The sequence below is a fragment of the Bradyrhizobium sp. 87 genome (genome assembly GCF_023073015.1).
In the GTDB taxonomy this organism is placed as follows: domain Bacteria; phylum Pseudomonadota; class Alphaproteobacteria; order Rhizobiales; family Xanthobacteraceae; genus Bradyrhizobium; species Bradyrhizobium canariense_D.
In genome coordinates, this window is sequence record NZ_JADPIQ010000086.1 from 174,945 (window position 1) to 189,423 (window position 14,479).

The 14,479-nt window shown below is 63.9% G+C and carries 15 protein-coding genes; 11 read left to right on the top strand and 4 right to left on the bottom strand.

From position 1 onward, the window contains the following. Positions 1 to 12: 12 nt before the first annotated feature. The 9 genes from flgB (at position 13) to atzF (ending at position 8,967) form a co-directional block, all read left to right on the top strand. Complete coding sequence (gene flgB / locus IVB50_RS21615; RefSeq protein WP_018456413.1) at positions 13 to 417, top strand: flagellar basal body rod protein FlgB; 405 nt, start codon at positions 13 to 15, stop codon at positions 415 to 417. An 18-nt stretch (positions 418 to 435) separates the two neighbouring features. Next, the gene (flgC, locus tag IVB50_RS21620; RefSeq protein WP_007602149.1) at positions 436 to 861 is read left to right on the top strand and encodes a flagellar basal body rod protein FlgC; all 426 of its coding nucleotides are present in this window, start codon (positions 436 to 438) and stop codon (positions 859 to 861) included. A 16-nt stretch (positions 862 to 877) separates the two neighbouring features. After that, positions 878 to 1,186: a flagellar hook-basal body complex protein FliE gene (fliE, locus tag IVB50_RS21625; protein WP_007612285.1), complete on the top strand. Its 309-nt coding sequence runs from the start codon at positions 878 to 880 to the stop codon at positions 1,184 to 1,186. A gap of 64 nt (positions 1,187 to 1,250) precedes the next feature. Then, positions 1,251 to 1,514, top strand: coding sequence for a flagellar biosynthesis protein FliQ (gene fliQ, locus IVB50_RS21630; RefSeq protein WP_007612284.1), 264 nt, complete (start codon positions 1,251 to 1,253; stop codon positions 1,512 to 1,514). A 17-nt stretch (positions 1,515 to 1,531) separates the two neighbouring features. Beyond that, positions 1,532 to 2,302, top strand: coding sequence for a flagellar biosynthetic protein FliR (gene fliR / locus IVB50_RS21635; protein ID WP_007612283.1), 771 nt, complete (start codon positions 1,532 to 1,534; stop codon positions 2,300 to 2,302). A gap of 11 nt (positions 2,303 to 2,313) precedes the next feature. Then, positions 2,314 to 3,393, top strand: coding sequence for a flagellar biosynthesis protein FlhB (gene flhB / locus IVB50_RS21640; protein WP_027518912.1), 1,080 nt, complete (start codon positions 2,314 to 2,316; stop codon positions 3,391 to 3,393). Between the two features lie 154 nt (positions 3,394 to 3,547). Beyond that, positions 3,548 to 6,130, top strand: a complete 2,583-nt coding sequence (locus IVB50_RS21645) for a PAS domain-containing protein (RefSeq protein ID WP_247297210.1) — start codon at positions 3,548 to 3,550, stop codon at positions 6,128 to 6,130. 291 nt (positions 6,131 to 6,421) lie between these two features. Further along, positions 6,422 to 7,414, top strand: a complete 993-nt coding sequence (locus IVB50_RS21650; RefSeq protein WP_247297212.1) for a Tim44-like domain-containing protein — start codon at positions 6,422 to 6,424, stop codon at positions 7,412 to 7,414. A 167-nt stretch (positions 7,415 to 7,581) separates the two neighbouring features. Further along, positions 7,582 to 8,967, top strand: coding sequence for an allophanate hydrolase (gene atzF / locus IVB50_RS21655; RefSeq protein ID WP_247297214.1), 1,386 nt, complete (start codon positions 7,582 to 7,584; stop codon positions 8,965 to 8,967). A 10-nt stretch (positions 8,968 to 8,977) separates the two neighbouring features. On the opposite strand, the gene IVB50_RS21660 is transcribed toward atzF, so the two are convergent. The 4 genes from IVB50_RS21660 to IVB50_RS21675 all read right to left on the bottom strand — a co-directional run bounded on the left by IVB50_RS21660 (position 8,978) and on the right by IVB50_RS21675 (position 12,403). After that, entirely contained in the window at positions 8,978 to 9,703 is a 726-nt protein-coding gene (locus IVB50_RS21660; RefSeq protein ID WP_247297215.1) for a Crp/Fnr family transcriptional regulator, read from the bottom strand. An 86-nt stretch (positions 9,704 to 9,789) separates the two neighbouring features. Next, a complete protein-coding gene (locus tag IVB50_RS21665) occupies positions 9,790 to 10,629 on the bottom strand; it encodes an ABC transporter ATP-binding protein (RefSeq protein ID WP_247297218.1) in 840 nt (279 codons plus the stop codon). A 20-nt stretch (positions 10,630 to 10,649) separates the two neighbouring features. Further along, the gene (locus IVB50_RS21670; RefSeq protein ID WP_247297342.1) at positions 10,650 to 11,471 is read right to left on the bottom strand and encodes an ABC transporter permease; all 822 of its coding nucleotides are present in this window, start codon (positions 11,469 to 11,471) and stop codon (positions 10,650 to 10,652) included. A 14-nt stretch (positions 11,472 to 11,485) separates the two neighbouring features. Continuing rightward, complete coding sequence (locus IVB50_RS21675) at positions 11,486 to 12,403, bottom strand: NrtA/SsuA/CpmA family ABC transporter substrate-binding protein (RefSeq protein ID WP_247297220.1); 918 nt, start codon at positions 12,401 to 12,403, stop codon at positions 11,486 to 11,488. A 461-nt stretch (positions 12,404 to 12,864) separates the two neighbouring features. Here IVB50_RS21675 and IVB50_RS21680 point away from each other — a divergent pair, with 461 nt between their 5' ends. Next, complete coding sequence (locus IVB50_RS21680; protein ID WP_247297222.1) at positions 12,865 to 13,542, top strand: lectin; 678 nt, start codon at positions 12,865 to 12,867, stop codon at positions 13,540 to 13,542. Between the two features lie 184 nt (positions 13,543 to 13,726). Beyond that, positions 13,727 to 14,434, top strand: a complete 708-nt coding sequence (locus tag IVB50_RS21685; protein WP_247297224.1) for a glutathione S-transferase — start codon at positions 13,727 to 13,729, stop codon at positions 14,432 to 14,434. Positions 14,435 to 14,479: the final 45 nt, after the last annotated feature.

Genomic DNA, 14,479 nt, shown 5'->3' on the forward strand with positions numbered 1-14,479 from the left:
GGAGCCGCAACGATGTCCATCAACGATCTTCCGGTGCTATCGGCGCTTCGCACCAAGATGCAATGGCACCAGGAGCGCCAGCGCGTCCTGTCCGAGAACGTCTCCAATTCCGACACGCCCAAATTCCGTCCGCGCGACCTGGTCGAGCCGAAGCTGGACAAGAGCGGCGCCGTCACGGGTTCGATGGGTCCCTTGGCGCTCGCCCGCACCAGCGGTTCCCACATGGCGCCGTCAGGCGCGGCCTCCGGATTCGACCAGAACAAGAATGCGGGTTTTGAAACCCGCCCCGCGGGCAACGCCGTCAATCTCGAAGAGGAGATGATGAAGGCCGCCAGCAACCAGATGGACTATGCGGCGGCGACCTCGCTCTATTCGAAGAGCCTGCACCTGCTCAAGACCGCGATCGGCAAAGGCTAGAGCTAGAGGAAGCGCATCATGGCGAATGACAGCAGCGACTTTGCCCGTTCGATGGCGATCGCGACCTCCGGTCTGCGGGCGCAGGCCGGGCGCATGCGGGTGATCTCGGAGAACATCGCAAACGCGGATTCGACCTCGCAGACCGCCGGCGGCGATCCTTACCGGCGCAAGGTGCCGACGTTCTCCTCGGCGCTCGACCGTACACTCGACGCGCAGGTCGTCACCCTCGGCAGGATCAAGCCCGACCAGTCCAATTTCCGCACCAAATACGAGCCGAACAATCCGGCGGCGGATGCGACCGGCAACGTCAAATATCCCAACGTGAACTCGGTGGTCGAGATGACCGACATGCGCGACGCGCAACGGTCGTACGAGGCCAACCTCAACATCATCAGCGCGACGCGCCGGATGATCCAGCGCACCCTCGACATCCTCAAGAGCTGAACAGGACATTTGAACCATGGCAACACCGACAATTGCCGCCAACGCCTATGCAAACCTCGCTCGCGTGCTGGAGAACAGCGGTGCCGGCAAGGGCAGCGAGCCGAGCGGGCAGTCCTTCGCCTCTCTTCTGAAAGATACTGTCGGCAGCGTCCTGGAGTCCGGCCGCAAATCCGATGCGCAGACGGTGGCGATGGCCGCCGGCAAGGCCAACGTGATGGACGTGGTGACGGCGGTCGCAGACACCGACGTCGCCGTGTCGACGCTGGTCTCGGTCCGCGACCGCGTGATCGCGGCCTATGAAGACATCATGAAGATGCCGATCTGATTTTTCGGGTTCGTGTGGTCCTCATCAAGCGGTGGGGATGAGAGTTGAATAAAGGAACTGCGAAATGACCGGACCGGAAACCCTCGACGTCGCGCGTGATGCGATCTGGACCATCGTGATCGTGTCGTCGCCCCTGATGGTGGTCGGTCTCGTGGTCGGCGTCGTCGTGTCGCTGTTCCAGGCGCTGACGCAGATCCAGGAGCAGACGCTGATCTACGTGCCGAAAATCCTGGCCATCTTTGCCACAATGCTGTTGGCCTTGCCGTTCATGGCCGACGCACTGCATTCCCACATGCTGCGGATATCGTCGCGAATCATCGGCGGCTGAGGCACTATGCGCCTATCATGCGCATCGACGTCTCGCTGCTGCCGGCGCTTGCCGCCTCCTTCATGCTCGCCTTTGCCCGGGTCGGCGCGATGGTGATGCTGTTGCCGGGCCTGGGCGAGACCAATATCCCGACACGGATCAAATTGTCGATCGCGCTGCTGCTCACGCTGATCATCCTGCCGCTGCATCGCAATGCCTATCAGGTCGACATGGGCTCGATCGCGCCGCTGCTGGTCCTGATGCTGCATGAGATCGTGATCGGCATCGTGCTGGGAGCGACCGCGCGGGTGACGTTGTCGGCGCTGCAGGTTGCCGGTGCCGTGATCGCGCAGCAGATGGGGCTCGGCTTCGTCACTTCGGTCGATCCGACTCAGGGACAGCAGGGCGTGCTGGTCGGCAACTTCCTGACGATACTGGGGGTGACATTGCTGTTCGCCACCGACAGCCATCATCTGGTGATCGCGGCGCTGAACGACAGCTACACGATCTTCGCGCCGGGCGAGACCGTGTCGAGCGGCGATGTCGCCGCACTGGCGACGCGCGCCTTTGCCGCCGCGTTCCGCCTGGGCTTGCAACTTTCCGGACCGTTCCTGGTGTTCGGCCTCGTCTTCAACATCGGACTCGGCGTGCTGGCGCGGCTGATGCCGCAGATGCAGGTCTATTTCGTCGGCGTGCCGCTGTCGATCTTCGCCGGCTTCCTGGTGCTTGCCGTCGTGCTCACGGCGATGATGGGCACCTTTCTCGACTACTTCATCGGTGTCATGCACCAGATGATGCCACTCAAGTGACCGGGTGATCGATGGCGGAAGACAACGATCCAGAGAGTCAAACAGAAGACCCGACGCAAAAACGTCTCGAAGAGGCGCTCGAACGCGGTGACGTCGCCAAGAGCCAGGAGATCAACACCTGGTTCATGATCGCGGGCGCCACGCTCGTCGTCTCGAGCTTCTCGGGATCGGTCGGCAGCGGGCTGTTGGCGCCGATGCGCAACCTGCTCGCCAATTCCTGGATGATCAAGACCGACGGCAGGGCTCTGCTCGCCCTGATGCAGCAGATCGAAGTCGCGGTGCTCGCGGCGGTGGGCGTGCCGCTACTGATGCTGGTGCTGGCGGCAATTGCCGGCAACGTGCTGCAGCACCGCCTGGTCTGGTCGGCCGAATCCCTCAAGCCCAAGTTCAGCAAGCTGTCGCCTGCCGAAGGCCTCAAGCGCATCTTCGGCAAGCAAGCGGCGGCGAACTTCCTCAAGGGTCTCGGCAAGCTGATCGTGCTCGGCGCGGTCATGACCGTGATCCTGTGGCCGGAGCGGCATCGCATGGAGGCGATGGTCAGGCTCGATCCGGCCGCCCTGCTCGGCGCCTCCACCAGCCTGACCATTCATCTGCTCGCCGCGGTGGTCGCGGCGCTCGCGATCATCGCCATCGGCGACTATTTCTTCCAGTATCGCAGCTGGTTCCAGCGGCAGAAGATGTCGCTCCAGGAGATCAAGGAAGAGTACAAGCAGTCCGAAGGCGACCCGCACATCAAGGGCAAGCTGAGGCAGCTGCGCCAGCAGCGCTCCAAGAAGCGCATGATGGCGGCGGTTCCCAAAGCCTCGGTGATCATCACCAACCCGACCCACTATTCGATCGCGCTGTCCTACGAGCGTGGCATGTCGGCGCCGATCTGCGTCGCCAAGGGCGTCGACAACCTCGCTTTCAAGATCCGGGAGATCGCGCGCGAGCACGACATCCCGATCGTCGAGAACGTTCCGCTCGCCCGCGCGCTCTACGCCACCGTCGAGATCGACGAGGAAATCCCGACCGAGCACTACCATGCGGTCGCCGAAGTCATCGGCTACGTCATGCGTCTGAAGAGCGGATTCGGTGCCAGCCGGCAATAAAACCCCTGAAAAGTACTGGAAATGGCCGTAATCTGGGAATCAGCGTACCTTTCGCCCATGCTGCCCTTGCGCCTGCGGGTCCGATTCAGGCAGGGAGGACCCTGCGCGCCCTGTAGCGCGTTGATTCTCTGCCGACAGGCTGTGCCAGCTTGAGATGACTGCCGAGACCGACCACGACCTCACACGCGAGCCCGTTGCGGCGCACGAGCCGTCGCCGCGCTCGGGCAGCATTGCGCTGGTGCTGCTGGTGGCCGCCGGCCTCGTCGCCGTTGCCGTCGGGTTGATGACGCTCGGGCGCGCGCAGGCCCAGCCCTATATCCTCGGTATCCTCGCCGTGCTGGCGATGGTCGGCCTGTTCAACCTGTTCGCCTTCGCCGCCGGCATCATCCGCTTCGCCGATCGCAATCTCGACGATCCCGTGATGGGGCGCATCGCCGACCACGCCTTCGACGGCCTCGCCGTGACCGACCCGCGCGGCCATGTGGTCTATTCCAATGCGGCCTATCTGACGCTGACCGGCGCCGCCGGGCCACAGGACGTGCGCCCCGTGGAACGCGTTTTCATCGGCAACCCCGACGTCTCCGAAGCGGTGTTCCGCCTGTTGAAAGCCGCGCGCGAAGGCAAGCGGCAGCAGGAAGAGGTGCGCATCTCCGGCCATGACGGCAGCCAGGGCCGCTGGCTGCGCATGCGGGTGCGGCCCCTCGGCACCGGCAAGCGCGAGACGAGATACGCGGTGTGGTCGATCGCAGACATCACCCGCGACCGCGAGCGCCAGGAGGACGTGTTCCAGGAACTCCAGCACGCGATCGAATATCTCGATCACGCGCCTTGCGGTTTCTTCTCGGTCAATCCGGCCGGCGAGCTCGCTTATGTCAATGCGACGCTGGCGAACTGGCTCGACTACGACCTCGCCGAGATCGGCTCGGGCGGGCTGAAGCTCACCGACATCGTCTCCGGCGACGGTGCTTCGCTGCTCACCGCGATCGTGGCGGTGCCGGGCGAGGTCAAGACGGAAGTCTTCGACATCGACCTGCGCATGCGTACCGGCAAGACCATGCCGGTTCGGCTCTATCACAAGCTCGCCTTCGGCGCCGACGGTGCGCCGGGCCCGTCGCGCACGCTGGTGATCAGCCGTGCCCGCGACGAGCGCAGCGATCCGGATCGCGCCGCCGAAGTGCGCTTCATGCGCTTCTTCGACCATACCCCGATGGCGATCGCGACGGTCGACCGTGGCGGCAATGTCGTGCGCGCCAATGCGCGCTACGCCAAGCTCGGGCAGGCACTGGGGCTCGACAGCGCCAGCAAGTCGATCTTCCGCGCGGTCAATTCGCGCGACCGGCACCTTTTGATCGCGGCCATCAACCAGGCTGCGGAGGGCCAGGCCGACGTCGCGCCGGTCGAAGTGGCGCTCGAAGGAACCAGAGAGCGCTGGGGCCAGTTCTTCGTCACGCCGGTGGATGCGGCCGAGAACGACGCCGAAGTCGCCATTGTGCACATGCTCGAGACCACCGAGCGGCGCGCGCTGGAGAACCAGATCAACCAGTCGCAGAAGATGGAGACCGTCGGCCAGCTCGCGGGCGGCATCGCCCACGACTTCAACAACGTGCTCTCCGCCATCATGATGGCGAACGACTTCCTGCTGAACGCGCACAAGCCGACCGACCCGTCGTTCCAGGACATCATGCAGATCAAGCAGAACGCGACGCGGGCCGCCACGCTGGTGCGGCAGTTGCTGGCGTTCTCGCGCCGGCAGACGCTGCGGCCGCAGGTGCTCGACCTCGGCGATGCGCTCTCCGATCTCGCCATGCTGCTGCGCCGGCTGATCGGCGAGAAGGTCAAGCACGAGACCATCCACGGCCGAGATCTCTGGCCGGTCAAGGTCGACGTTTCCCAGTTCGAGCAGGTCATCGTCAACCTCGCGGTCAACGCGCGCGACGCCATGCCCGACGGCGGCAAGCTGATCATCCGCACCGCAAACGTCACCACCGAGGAAGCGGCCAGGCTGGCCTACAAGGGCATGCCAGCCGCCGACTATGTGCGGATCGAGGTCGCCGACACCGGTACCGGCATTCCCGCCGACATCCGCGACAAGATCTTCGAGCCGTTCTTCTCGACCAAGGAGGTCGGCAAGGGCACCGGCCTCGGGCTCTCCACCGTCTATGGCATCGTCAAGCAGACCGGCGGTTTCATTTACGTGGACTCCGAGCCCGGGCAGGGCACCTCGTTCCACATCTTCCTGCCGCGCCATCATGCCGAGCCGGAGGTGCAGGTCGAGCAGCCGGCGCCGGTCGTTGGCGCCAGCAATGGTGCCGCGAAGGAGGCCGGGTCCGTGGCGGACGCCAAGCCCCGCACCGATCTCACCGGACAGGGCACCATCCTCCTGGTCGAGGACGAGGAGGGTCTGCGCGCGCTCAACGCACGCGGGCTGCGCTCGCGCGGCTACACCGTGGTCGAGGCCGAGAACGGCGTCGAGGCGCTGGAGGTGCTGGAAGAGCAGAGCGGCGGAATCGATCTCGTCGTGTCCGACGTCGTCATGCCGGAGATGGACGGCCCGACATTGCTCAAGGCGATGCGCGAGAAGAACCCCGACATCAAGTTCATCTTCGTTTCCGGCTACGCCGAGGACGCGTTCGAGAAGAGCCTGCCCGAAGGCCAGCAGTTCGACTTCCTGCCCAAGCCGTTCACACTTAGCCAGCTCGTGGCGGCCGTGAAGGAGACGATGGCGAAGGCGGGGTGAGGGCGCGGGCTCCACATTCTCCGTCATTGCGAGGAGCGAAGCGACGAAGCAATCCAGTTGCCTCCGCGGAAACAGCCTGGATTGCTTCGCTTCGCTCGCAATGACGGAAAAAAGCTGAACTGCTGTCGCCAAACCGACCGGTAGCCGGCGACCGCGGCTCCTTTGCACACCCGGCCAAGCCGCCGCCAAATATGGGCTTTTGCCACATCCCCGCGACTGAGGGCCGCAGCCATAAGTTCCGATAGTGGCTTCCTTTTTACGGAAGGCTGCCCATCTTAGGGGCACATCCCCATGCCGGGGATCTGGGAAACCAACATGAATTTCTCGCAACGCTCCCGCAGTCTCTTCAAGACGATTGCCGTCGTGCTGGCGCTTGCGCTGCCGACTGCGCTGGCGATCTCGTCCGCCGACGCGCGCGTCGGTGGCGGTGTGTCGTCGGGTTCGCGCGGTTCGCGCACCTATTCGGCCCCGCCATCGACCACGACCGCGCCGGGCTCGACCTCGCAGTTCAATCGGACCTACACCCAGCCGGGCGCAGGCATGAATTCGGCTGCCGCCGCACCCGCGCGTGGCGGTCTGTTCGGCCGGGCCGGCGGCTTCATGGGCGGCCTTGCGGCCGGGTTCCTCGGCGCGGGCCTGCTCGGCATGCTGTTCGGCGGTGGCCTGTTCGGCGGCCTCGGTGGCCTGTCGTCGATCATCGGCCTGATCATCCAGATCGTCCTCGTGGTGCTCGTGGTTCGGCTGGCGATGTCCTGGTGGCAGCGCCGCCACACCCCGCAGGCGGCCTATGCCAATGCTGACGCCGGTGCCGGTCCGGGACCGCAGGCGAACAATCGTAGTGGTCTTGGCGGTGGCTTCGGCTTCGGCGCCAACAACGCACCGCTCGAGATCAAGCCGGACGACTATGAAGCGTTCGAGCGCCTGCTCAGCGACGTCCAGTCGGCCTGGTCCAACGAGGACGTGGCCAAGCTGCACACGCTCGCGACGCCGGAAATGGTCTCCTATTTCGAGCAGGACCTCGGCCAGAACCGCGCGCGCAATGTCGTCAACAAGGTCAGCGGTGTGAAGCTGTTGCAGGGCGACCTCGCGGAATCCTGGCGCGAAGGCGAGACCGATTACGCGACGGTGGCGCTGCGCTTCGCGCTCACCGACAAGACGCTCGACCGCAATACCGGCGCGATTGTCGCCGGCAGCGAGCAGCCGGGCGAGGCCACCGAAGTCTGGACCTTTGCCCGACGTCCGGGCGGCACCTGGGAACTGTCGGCGATCCAGCAGACCAACTGATCGCCCGTATAGCGACAAACGAGGGCGTCGTGCTTCGGCACGGCGCCCTTTTTGTTTGAGCGGTGCGTTTCCGGTCAGGCGGCCATTTGGGCGAAGCACTTAATTGCTTGTTGGCCGCGCAGAGCTGCCGCAATTTCGCGCCTGCCGGTTGGATGAGGAGATATTCCGTGAGCCAGTGTGTCGCGCGCCTCAGGACAAACTACGAAGGCATTGCCAGGAGTTCGTCCCTGCTGCTGGAGGCGATCGGAACGGCGTATGACCGGATCGAGGCCGAGCGCGACCGCAATTGCTGGATCTATCTTCGCCCGCGGCAGGAGGCACTCGAAGAATGCCATAAGCTGGTGGCGCGCGCGCGGACGGGCGAAAATCTTCCGCTGCTCGGCATTCCATTTGGTGTGAAGGACAACATCGACGTCGCGGGAATGCCGACCACTGCCGCATGTCCGGCGTTCAGCTATACGCCCTGGCATTCCGCGCATAGCGTCGAACGCCTCACCGCAGCCGGCGCAATTTGCCTCGGAAAGACCAATCTCGATCAGTTCGCCACAGGCCTGTCCGGCGTGCGCTCGCCCCATGGCCCCTGCGCGTCGGTTGCCGATGCGCGCTATGTTGCGGGCGGTTCCAGTTCCGGCTCCGCGGTCGCCGTGGCGGCGGGGCACGTCGCCTTTGCGCTCGGCACCGATACCGGCGGCTCGGGGCGCATACCTGCCGGGTTCAACAACATCGTCGGAATCAAGCCCACCGTTGGGCTGGTGTCATCACGTGGCCTGGTGCCGAATTGTCCGACGATCGATTGCGTGTCGGTATTCTGCAATACCGTCAGCGACGGCGAAGCAATCCTCGACATCATCGAAGGGTTTGATTTCGAAGATCCGTACAGCCGCCTGCCCAGAACCTTTTTCCCCGCCAACGGGGCGGCGGCATCATTCCGGTTCGGCCGCGTTGCGCCAGCAGATCTCGAATGCTTCGGCATGTCGGAATGCGGCGAACTCTACGAGAGTGCCTGCGAACGTCTTGCTCATATCGGAGGAACGGCGATCGAGGTGGACTTCGCCCCATTCCGCCAGGCCGGGGAGTTGATGTTCAGCGGTCCCTGGGTCGCGGAGCGGCACTCGGCCATCGCTTCGCTCATCGACGTCGAATCCGGCGCCTTGCTTGATGTCACGAGGACCGTGCTGGGCTCAGCCGCCGGGTATTCGGCGATCGACACGTTTGGCGCCATTCACCGGCTGCACCGGCTTCGCCGCGACGCCGAAGCAATCTTTGCCGGCATCGATGCCCTGGTGGTTCCGACTGCACCGCGGCCGTTCACACTGGAGGAGATGCATCGTGATCCGATCACCCTCAACAATCGTCTGGGCTACTACTCGTACTTTGCCAATCTGCTCGATCTCTGCGGCGTCGCCGTTCCGAATACGAAATTGCCGAACGGCATGCCCATGGGCGTGACCCTGCTGGCGCCGGCCTGGCACGATCGCGCGCTGATCGGACTCGCACGGCGGTTCGAGGCCGGCGCAGACGGATCGGCATTCGAATTGAAGTCTGCCGGCTAACGGGCGGACATTATCCCATCGCCTGCCCGAGTGTAGAAACATCCAGGATCGAAATCACGGATCTTTCGTATCTGATCACGCCTTCGTCCTGGAGCCGCGCGAGTTGCACGGTCACCCATTGGCGGGTGGATCCGATCAGATTGGCAAGGTCGCCGTGCGTAAACGGCATGCCGACGACGATCTCGCCGTCGCGTTTCACGCCGTAGACGTGCGACAGGAAGATCAGCAGGCTGTGCAGCCGCTCGGTGACCGAGCGCGTCCCAAGCATCTGGGCCATTGCCGAATAGCATCGCGCCTTGAATGCGAGGGCATCCAGCAAGGCGACGGCGATTGCCGGCGATTCGAGCGCAAGCCGCCGCAATGCCAGTCCGGGCATGAACGTCAACCGGCTGCGCTCGGCCGCAACCGATGTCCACATGTGCGGGCCCGTCCCGAATATGTCGGGCCCGCCGACGAAGTTGCCGGGAAACCAATAGGCGAGCGTGACTTCGCGCCCCGACGGTGCCGCATAGTAGCTGCGTATGCGCCCCTCGCTGATCAGGTAGATTCCGGCCTGTGCGTCGCCCTGAGACCAAACCAGTTGGCCGGCTTCCAGGATCTTTTCGCGTCCGATCGCACGCAAGCGATTGCAATCAGCCCGGTTGAGACCATCCAGCAGGCCGGGCAGCGGTCTGACGAGATCGTCCGACTCCGCGAGCATCACACCTGCCGCTATCGCGCTGTTCGCCCTGTGCATGGCCGGCTCCGCATGTGAGACCCGGCATCGGCTATTCAAGAACCATGCCAGCCCGCTGCGTTCGCCTCAGACGCGCGGGCTCCGCGTCAGTCCGCGTCCGACTGATTGAACGCCCGCAACCCTTCTGCGCGGATGACGTCGAGACAATCCTTCTTGAGCGAAAGATATGCTGGCTCGACCATGACAGAACTCGACCGTGGGCGCGGCAGCTTGACCGCGACTTCGCGCAGGATGCGGCCGGGTCCCGCGCTCATGATGAGAACGCGGTCGGCCAGCACGATGGCTTCATCGATGTCATGCGTCACGAACACGATCGTCGCCTTGATCCGGTCGCGCAGCGCCAGCAGATTGTCCTGCATCACCGCGCGGGTCTGCGCGTCGAGCGCCCCGAAGGGCTCGTCCATCAGCAGCACACGGGGCTGATTGGCCAGCGCTCGCGCGATCGCCACGCGCTGTTGCATGCCGCCGGACAGCGTGTTCGGATAAGCGTCGGCGAAACGCTTGAGGCCGACCATCGCGATCAGATCGTCGGCGATGGCATACGCTTCCGTCGTGGACTTGCCGAGCATCCTGGGACCGTGGGCGATGTTGCTGCGGACGGACTTCCAGGGGAAGAGATGCGGCTGCTGGAACACCATGCCGACATCGGGACGCGGACTGTAGACGGGCGCGCCCTCGACCAGGATCTCGCCTTCGAACGGCACTTCCAGCCCGGCGATCGTATTGAGCACCGTCGACTTGCCGCAGCCGGAGGCACCGGCGATGCAGACGAACTCGCCAGGCGCCACGTCAAACGAAACGCGATCGACCGCGATGATTTGCCCGCGCTTGGTGTCGAAAACGATGCTCAGGTTCGAGACTTGAATGGCCGGTTGTTTTCGCGCCGATTCGACGGAGGCAGGCGAACTTGCCAGTGCCAGTTTCATGCCCGATCGAGATCCCGACATCAGCGCCACCAGACGATACGTTCGGCAAGAGCCGCAAACAGCCGGTCGGCGATGAACGACATCAACCCGAGCGCTGCGAGCCCGCCCATGACCTGGCCCGTTTGCAAATTCTGCTGCGCAATCTCGATCCTGTACACAATGCCGGCGAAAGCGCCGGCCAGTTCAGCCGCGACGAGCGTGTAGAAGGAGATGCTGACGGCGGTGCGCAACCCGACGACAATGTAGGGAAGCGCGCCCAGCAGCACGATCTCCTGCAGCATCTGCCGTCGGGGCGTGCCGAGCATCAATGCCGCCCGGATCAGGCCACGGTCGACCTTCTGCACGCCGATGTGAGTCGAAAGCCATACCGTGAAGAATACGCCCCATACGACGAGGAACAATTTTCCCGCCTCCGACAGGCCGAACCAGAGGATGACGATCGGCACGAACGCAATCGGCGGAATTGGCCGCAAGATATGGAATAGCGGGGACAGCAAGCTCGAGATAACGGGGAATTGGCCGGTGAGAACACCGAGCAGGATGCCGAGCGTGCCGCCTATGATGAATCCCGTGGTGACGCGAAAGAGGCTGGCCAACAGATCGCTAAAGAACTGTCCGCTTCGTATCCACTCAAGCACGGCCGCAGCAACCACCGTCGGCGGTGGAAACAGCACCATGTTGACGGTCCCGGAACGGGAGACCAGTTCCCAGAGCCCAATGAACAAGGGAAGCGAAAGCGCCCCGACCAGAATATTGAGGCGGCGAAGCCGAACTGAATTCGGCCGAGCGCGACCGCCAGTGCGGATGGCAATATCGCGTCCTGCTGAAATGGCTTCCTGCATGGCCGCGCGGGTGCCTATTTCCACGACAGGGTGACGCGTGCGGGATCGACCTTTTTCAGTGGCTCGGTGACGACGACCTTGCTGAAGTCGGGCATCGCCGCTCCCGGAGGATGGTTGCCGCTCTCGAGGCGCCATGCGGAATGGGTCTTCAGAATCTCGATCAGCCGGTCGTCGAGACGCACCCGGTAAACATAGTCGGCCCAGATGGGGGCGAGTTCGTCCCGCTTCATTCCAACTGCGTCCGCGACTGTCGTGATTGCTTCATCCGGCTGTGCCTTCATCCAGATCTCGGCATCGATCAGTGCGGCGATGAATTTCTCGACCAGCACCGGGTTGGCGTCCAGGTAGGGCTTCATGACGACGATATTGAACGTCTCGGAGTAGGTGCCCTTTGTATCTACCTCAGTGACGGCTTCGCCCAGGGCTTTCTTCGCGTTGGCGACGTGGGGCTCCCAGGTGTCGATCGCGTCGATGCTTCCGGCTGCAAGTGCCGGCAGCATCTCCTGCGGCCGCAGATTGACGAGGGTGACATCCTTGGGCGTCAATCCCGCCGACTTCAGCAAGGTCGCCGTGTAAACCTCGCTACCGGTGCCGGCAGTGAAGGCGATTCGCTTGCCGCGAAGATCTGCCTTGGTCTTGACGCCGGCCTTGGCCGCGACGAGCGTCTTGAGATCGGAGTATTCCATCCCGGCGACGAAGGCGATGGGCTGGTTTGCCATCGTCGATGCGGTGACCGGCGCCTCCGCCGTGGTCGCGATGTCGGCACCGCCCCCGATCACGGTGTCCAGGCACTGCTTGCCGGACGTGAAGTTCGAAACCGTGATGTCAAGTCCGTGCTTTTCGAAGATTCCCTTCGACTTGGCGACGATCGCAAGGCCGGAGATCGGTGCGAGATTTTGCGCCAGCCGGGCTTTGAGCAGTTCCGCGGCCAAGGCGCAGTTCGGACCCAGGGCAAGACCGACGGCAAGGCAGCAAAGGGTGGCGCGGCCGGCAATTGTCGTGATTGGGCGGATTGTGGTCCGGTGCATGAACGATCTCCCCTTGCGCCGCGCGCTACGCAGCCCCGATGTGATCGCGGATACCGCCCTGAACGGTCCCGCCACAGTCCCCCGCGTCCTCCCCTGGACGATCACTTGAGGATCGGCCCATTTGGTATGCTCGCCCGGCACCATTGTCCCGGGAAGCAATTAATCGACATGGCAGTCGGGAAGCGGCTGGGAATCGTCGGCGATCCCGTCGACCAACTGATCGCAGACGACATGAAAAAACCAGGGCATCGTGCTTCTTGCACGGGGCCTTTTTCTTTTGGGCGTCTCGCATCGCGGCATCGGAATAAGCGGGCCTGCGTCGGGTTGAAATCTGGCGGCCAACGACAACACAAATGGAGGACAGGATGATCCGCATTGAGAGAACCATGACGATTTCAGGCCTCGCGCTCGCTGCGGCCTTGCTTGCGGCGCCATCGGCGCAGGCGCAGTCGGCCAACATGACGTTCTTCGTGACTTCCAACGGTCCTGGCAAAGGCGCCGATCTCGGCGGTCTGGAGGGGGCCGATGCGCAGTGCCAGAAGCTGGCCCAGGCCGGCGGCGCCGGCAGTAAGACCTGGCGCGCCTATCTCTCCACGCAGGCCGCCGACGGCAAGCCGGCCGTCAACGCGCGCGACCGCATCGGCAAGGGACCGTGGCAGAACGCCAAGGGCGTGGAAATCGCCAAGGACGTGGCCGATTTGCACAGCGCCAACAAGATCAGCAAGGAGACAGCGCTGACCGAGAAGGGCGAGATTGTAAACGGCTATGGCGACCAGCCTAACCGGCACGACATTCTCACGGGATCGCAGTCCGACGGCACCGCGTTTGCGGGTCCCGACGACCGCACCTGCAAAAACTGGACGTCGAGTACGCAAGGCGCGGCGATGCTCGGCCACTCCGACATCAACGGCCCTGCGACCAACCCGACGGTCAAATCCTGGAACACCGCACACCCCTCGCGCGGACCCGATGGCGGCTGCTCGCAGGCCGATCTGAAGAGCACCGGCGGCGGCGGCTTGCTCTATTGCTTCGCATCGAATTGAGGCTTCCGTCATTGCGAGGAGCGCAGCGACGAAGCAATCCAGAGTCCCTCCAGGGTGACAGTCTGGATTGCTTCGCTGCGCTCGCAATGACGGAGCGTGTGGTGCCGCCCTTCAGCCCCATCCTGACGGAACCTTGTCGCGCGTGATAGATTGGTCCTGTCGCTTCCACGCTCACGGACCCTCCATGAAATACGAGCTCTATTATTGGCCCGAGATCCAGGGCCGCGGTGAATATGTGCGGCTGGCGCTGGAGGAGGCGGGCGCGGCATACGTCGACGTGGCGCGTGGCCCACGCGGCACAGCCGCGATGATGAAGATGATGGACGCGCACAGGGGCACGCCGCCCTTTGCGCCGCCGTTCCTCAAAGCCGGCAAGCTCGTCATCGGCCAGACCGCGAACATCCTGCTCTATCTCGGCGCCCGCCACGCCCTCGCCCCGAAGTCGGAGGCGGGTCAACTCTGGGTGCATCAGCTCCAGCTGACGATCACCGATTTCGTGGTCGAGATTCACGACACCCATCACCCGCTCGGGCCCTCGCTCTACTACGAAGATCAGAAACCGCCGGCAAAGAAGCGCACCGCCGACTTCTGGGGCGAGCGCGTGCCGAAATATCTCGGCTATTTCGAAGAGCTTCTCGCGGACAATGGCGGCGCCTATGTCACCGGCCGCAAGCTGACCTATGTCGATCTCTCGCTGTTCCAGCTCGTCGCGGGACTACGCTATGCGTTTCCGAAGCGGATGAAGGCGTTCGAGACAGATATCCCAGGCCTCGTCGGCCTGCACGACCGCGTGTCGGCGCGCCCGAACATCAAGGCTTATCTCGAAAGCGAGCGCCGTATTCCCTTCAACGAGCAGGGCATCTTCCGCCGCTACCGCGAGTTGGATGGCTAGAGCGCCTGCGAACGCTTCGGGCGACGTCAGTCGATCGGAGGAAAC

What these genes read in the sequence shown, in the direction of transcription:
- flgB (WP_018456413.1), top strand. Translation starts at nt 13, where the DNA reads ATGTCCATCAACGATCTTCCGGTGCTATCGGCGCTTCGCACCAAGATG.
- flgC (WP_007602149.1), top strand. Translation starts at nt 436, where the DNA reads ATGGCGAATGACAGCAGCGACTTTGCCCGTTCGATGGCGATCGCGACC.
- fliE (WP_007612285.1), top strand. Translation starts at nt 878, where the DNA reads ATGGCAACACCGACAATTGCCGCCAACGCCTATGCAAACCTCGCTCGC.
- fliQ (WP_007612284.1), top strand. Translation starts at nt 1,251, where the DNA reads ATGACCGGACCGGAAACCCTCGACGTCGCGCGTGATGCGATCTGGACC.
- fliR (WP_007612283.1), top strand. Translation starts at nt 1,532, where the DNA reads ATGCGCATCGACGTCTCGCTGCTGCCGGCGCTTGCCGCCTCCTTCATG.
- flhB (WP_027518912.1), top strand. Translation starts at nt 2,314, where the DNA reads ATGGCGGAAGACAACGATCCAGAGAGTCAAACAGAAGACCCGACGCAA.
- IVB50_RS21645 (WP_247297210.1), top strand. Translation starts at nt 3,548, where the DNA reads ATGACTGCCGAGACCGACCACGACCTCACACGCGAGCCCGTTGCGGCG.
- IVB50_RS21650 (WP_247297212.1), top strand. Translation starts at nt 6,422, where the DNA reads ATGCCGGGGATCTGGGAAACCAACATGAATTTCTCGCAACGCTCCCGC.
- IVB50_RS21660 (WP_247297215.1), bottom strand. Translation starts at nt 9,703, where the DNA reads ATGCACAGGGCGAACAGCGCGATAGCGGCAGGTGTGATGCTCGCGGAG.
- IVB50_RS21665 (WP_247297218.1), bottom strand. Translation starts at nt 10,629, where the DNA reads ATGAAACTGGCACTGGCAAGTTCGCCTGCCTCCGTCGAATCGGCGCGA.
- IVB50_RS21670 (WP_247297342.1), bottom strand. Translation starts at nt 11,471, where the DNA reads ATGCAGGAAGCCATTTCAGCAGGACGCGATATTGCCATCCGCACTGGC.
- IVB50_RS21680 (WP_247297222.1), top strand. Translation starts at nt 12,865, where the DNA reads ATGATCCGCATTGAGAGAACCATGACGATTTCAGGCCTCGCGCTCGCT.
- IVB50_RS21685 (WP_247297224.1), top strand. Translation starts at nt 13,727, where the DNA reads ATGAAATACGAGCTCTATTATTGGCCCGAGATCCAGGGCCGCGGTGAA.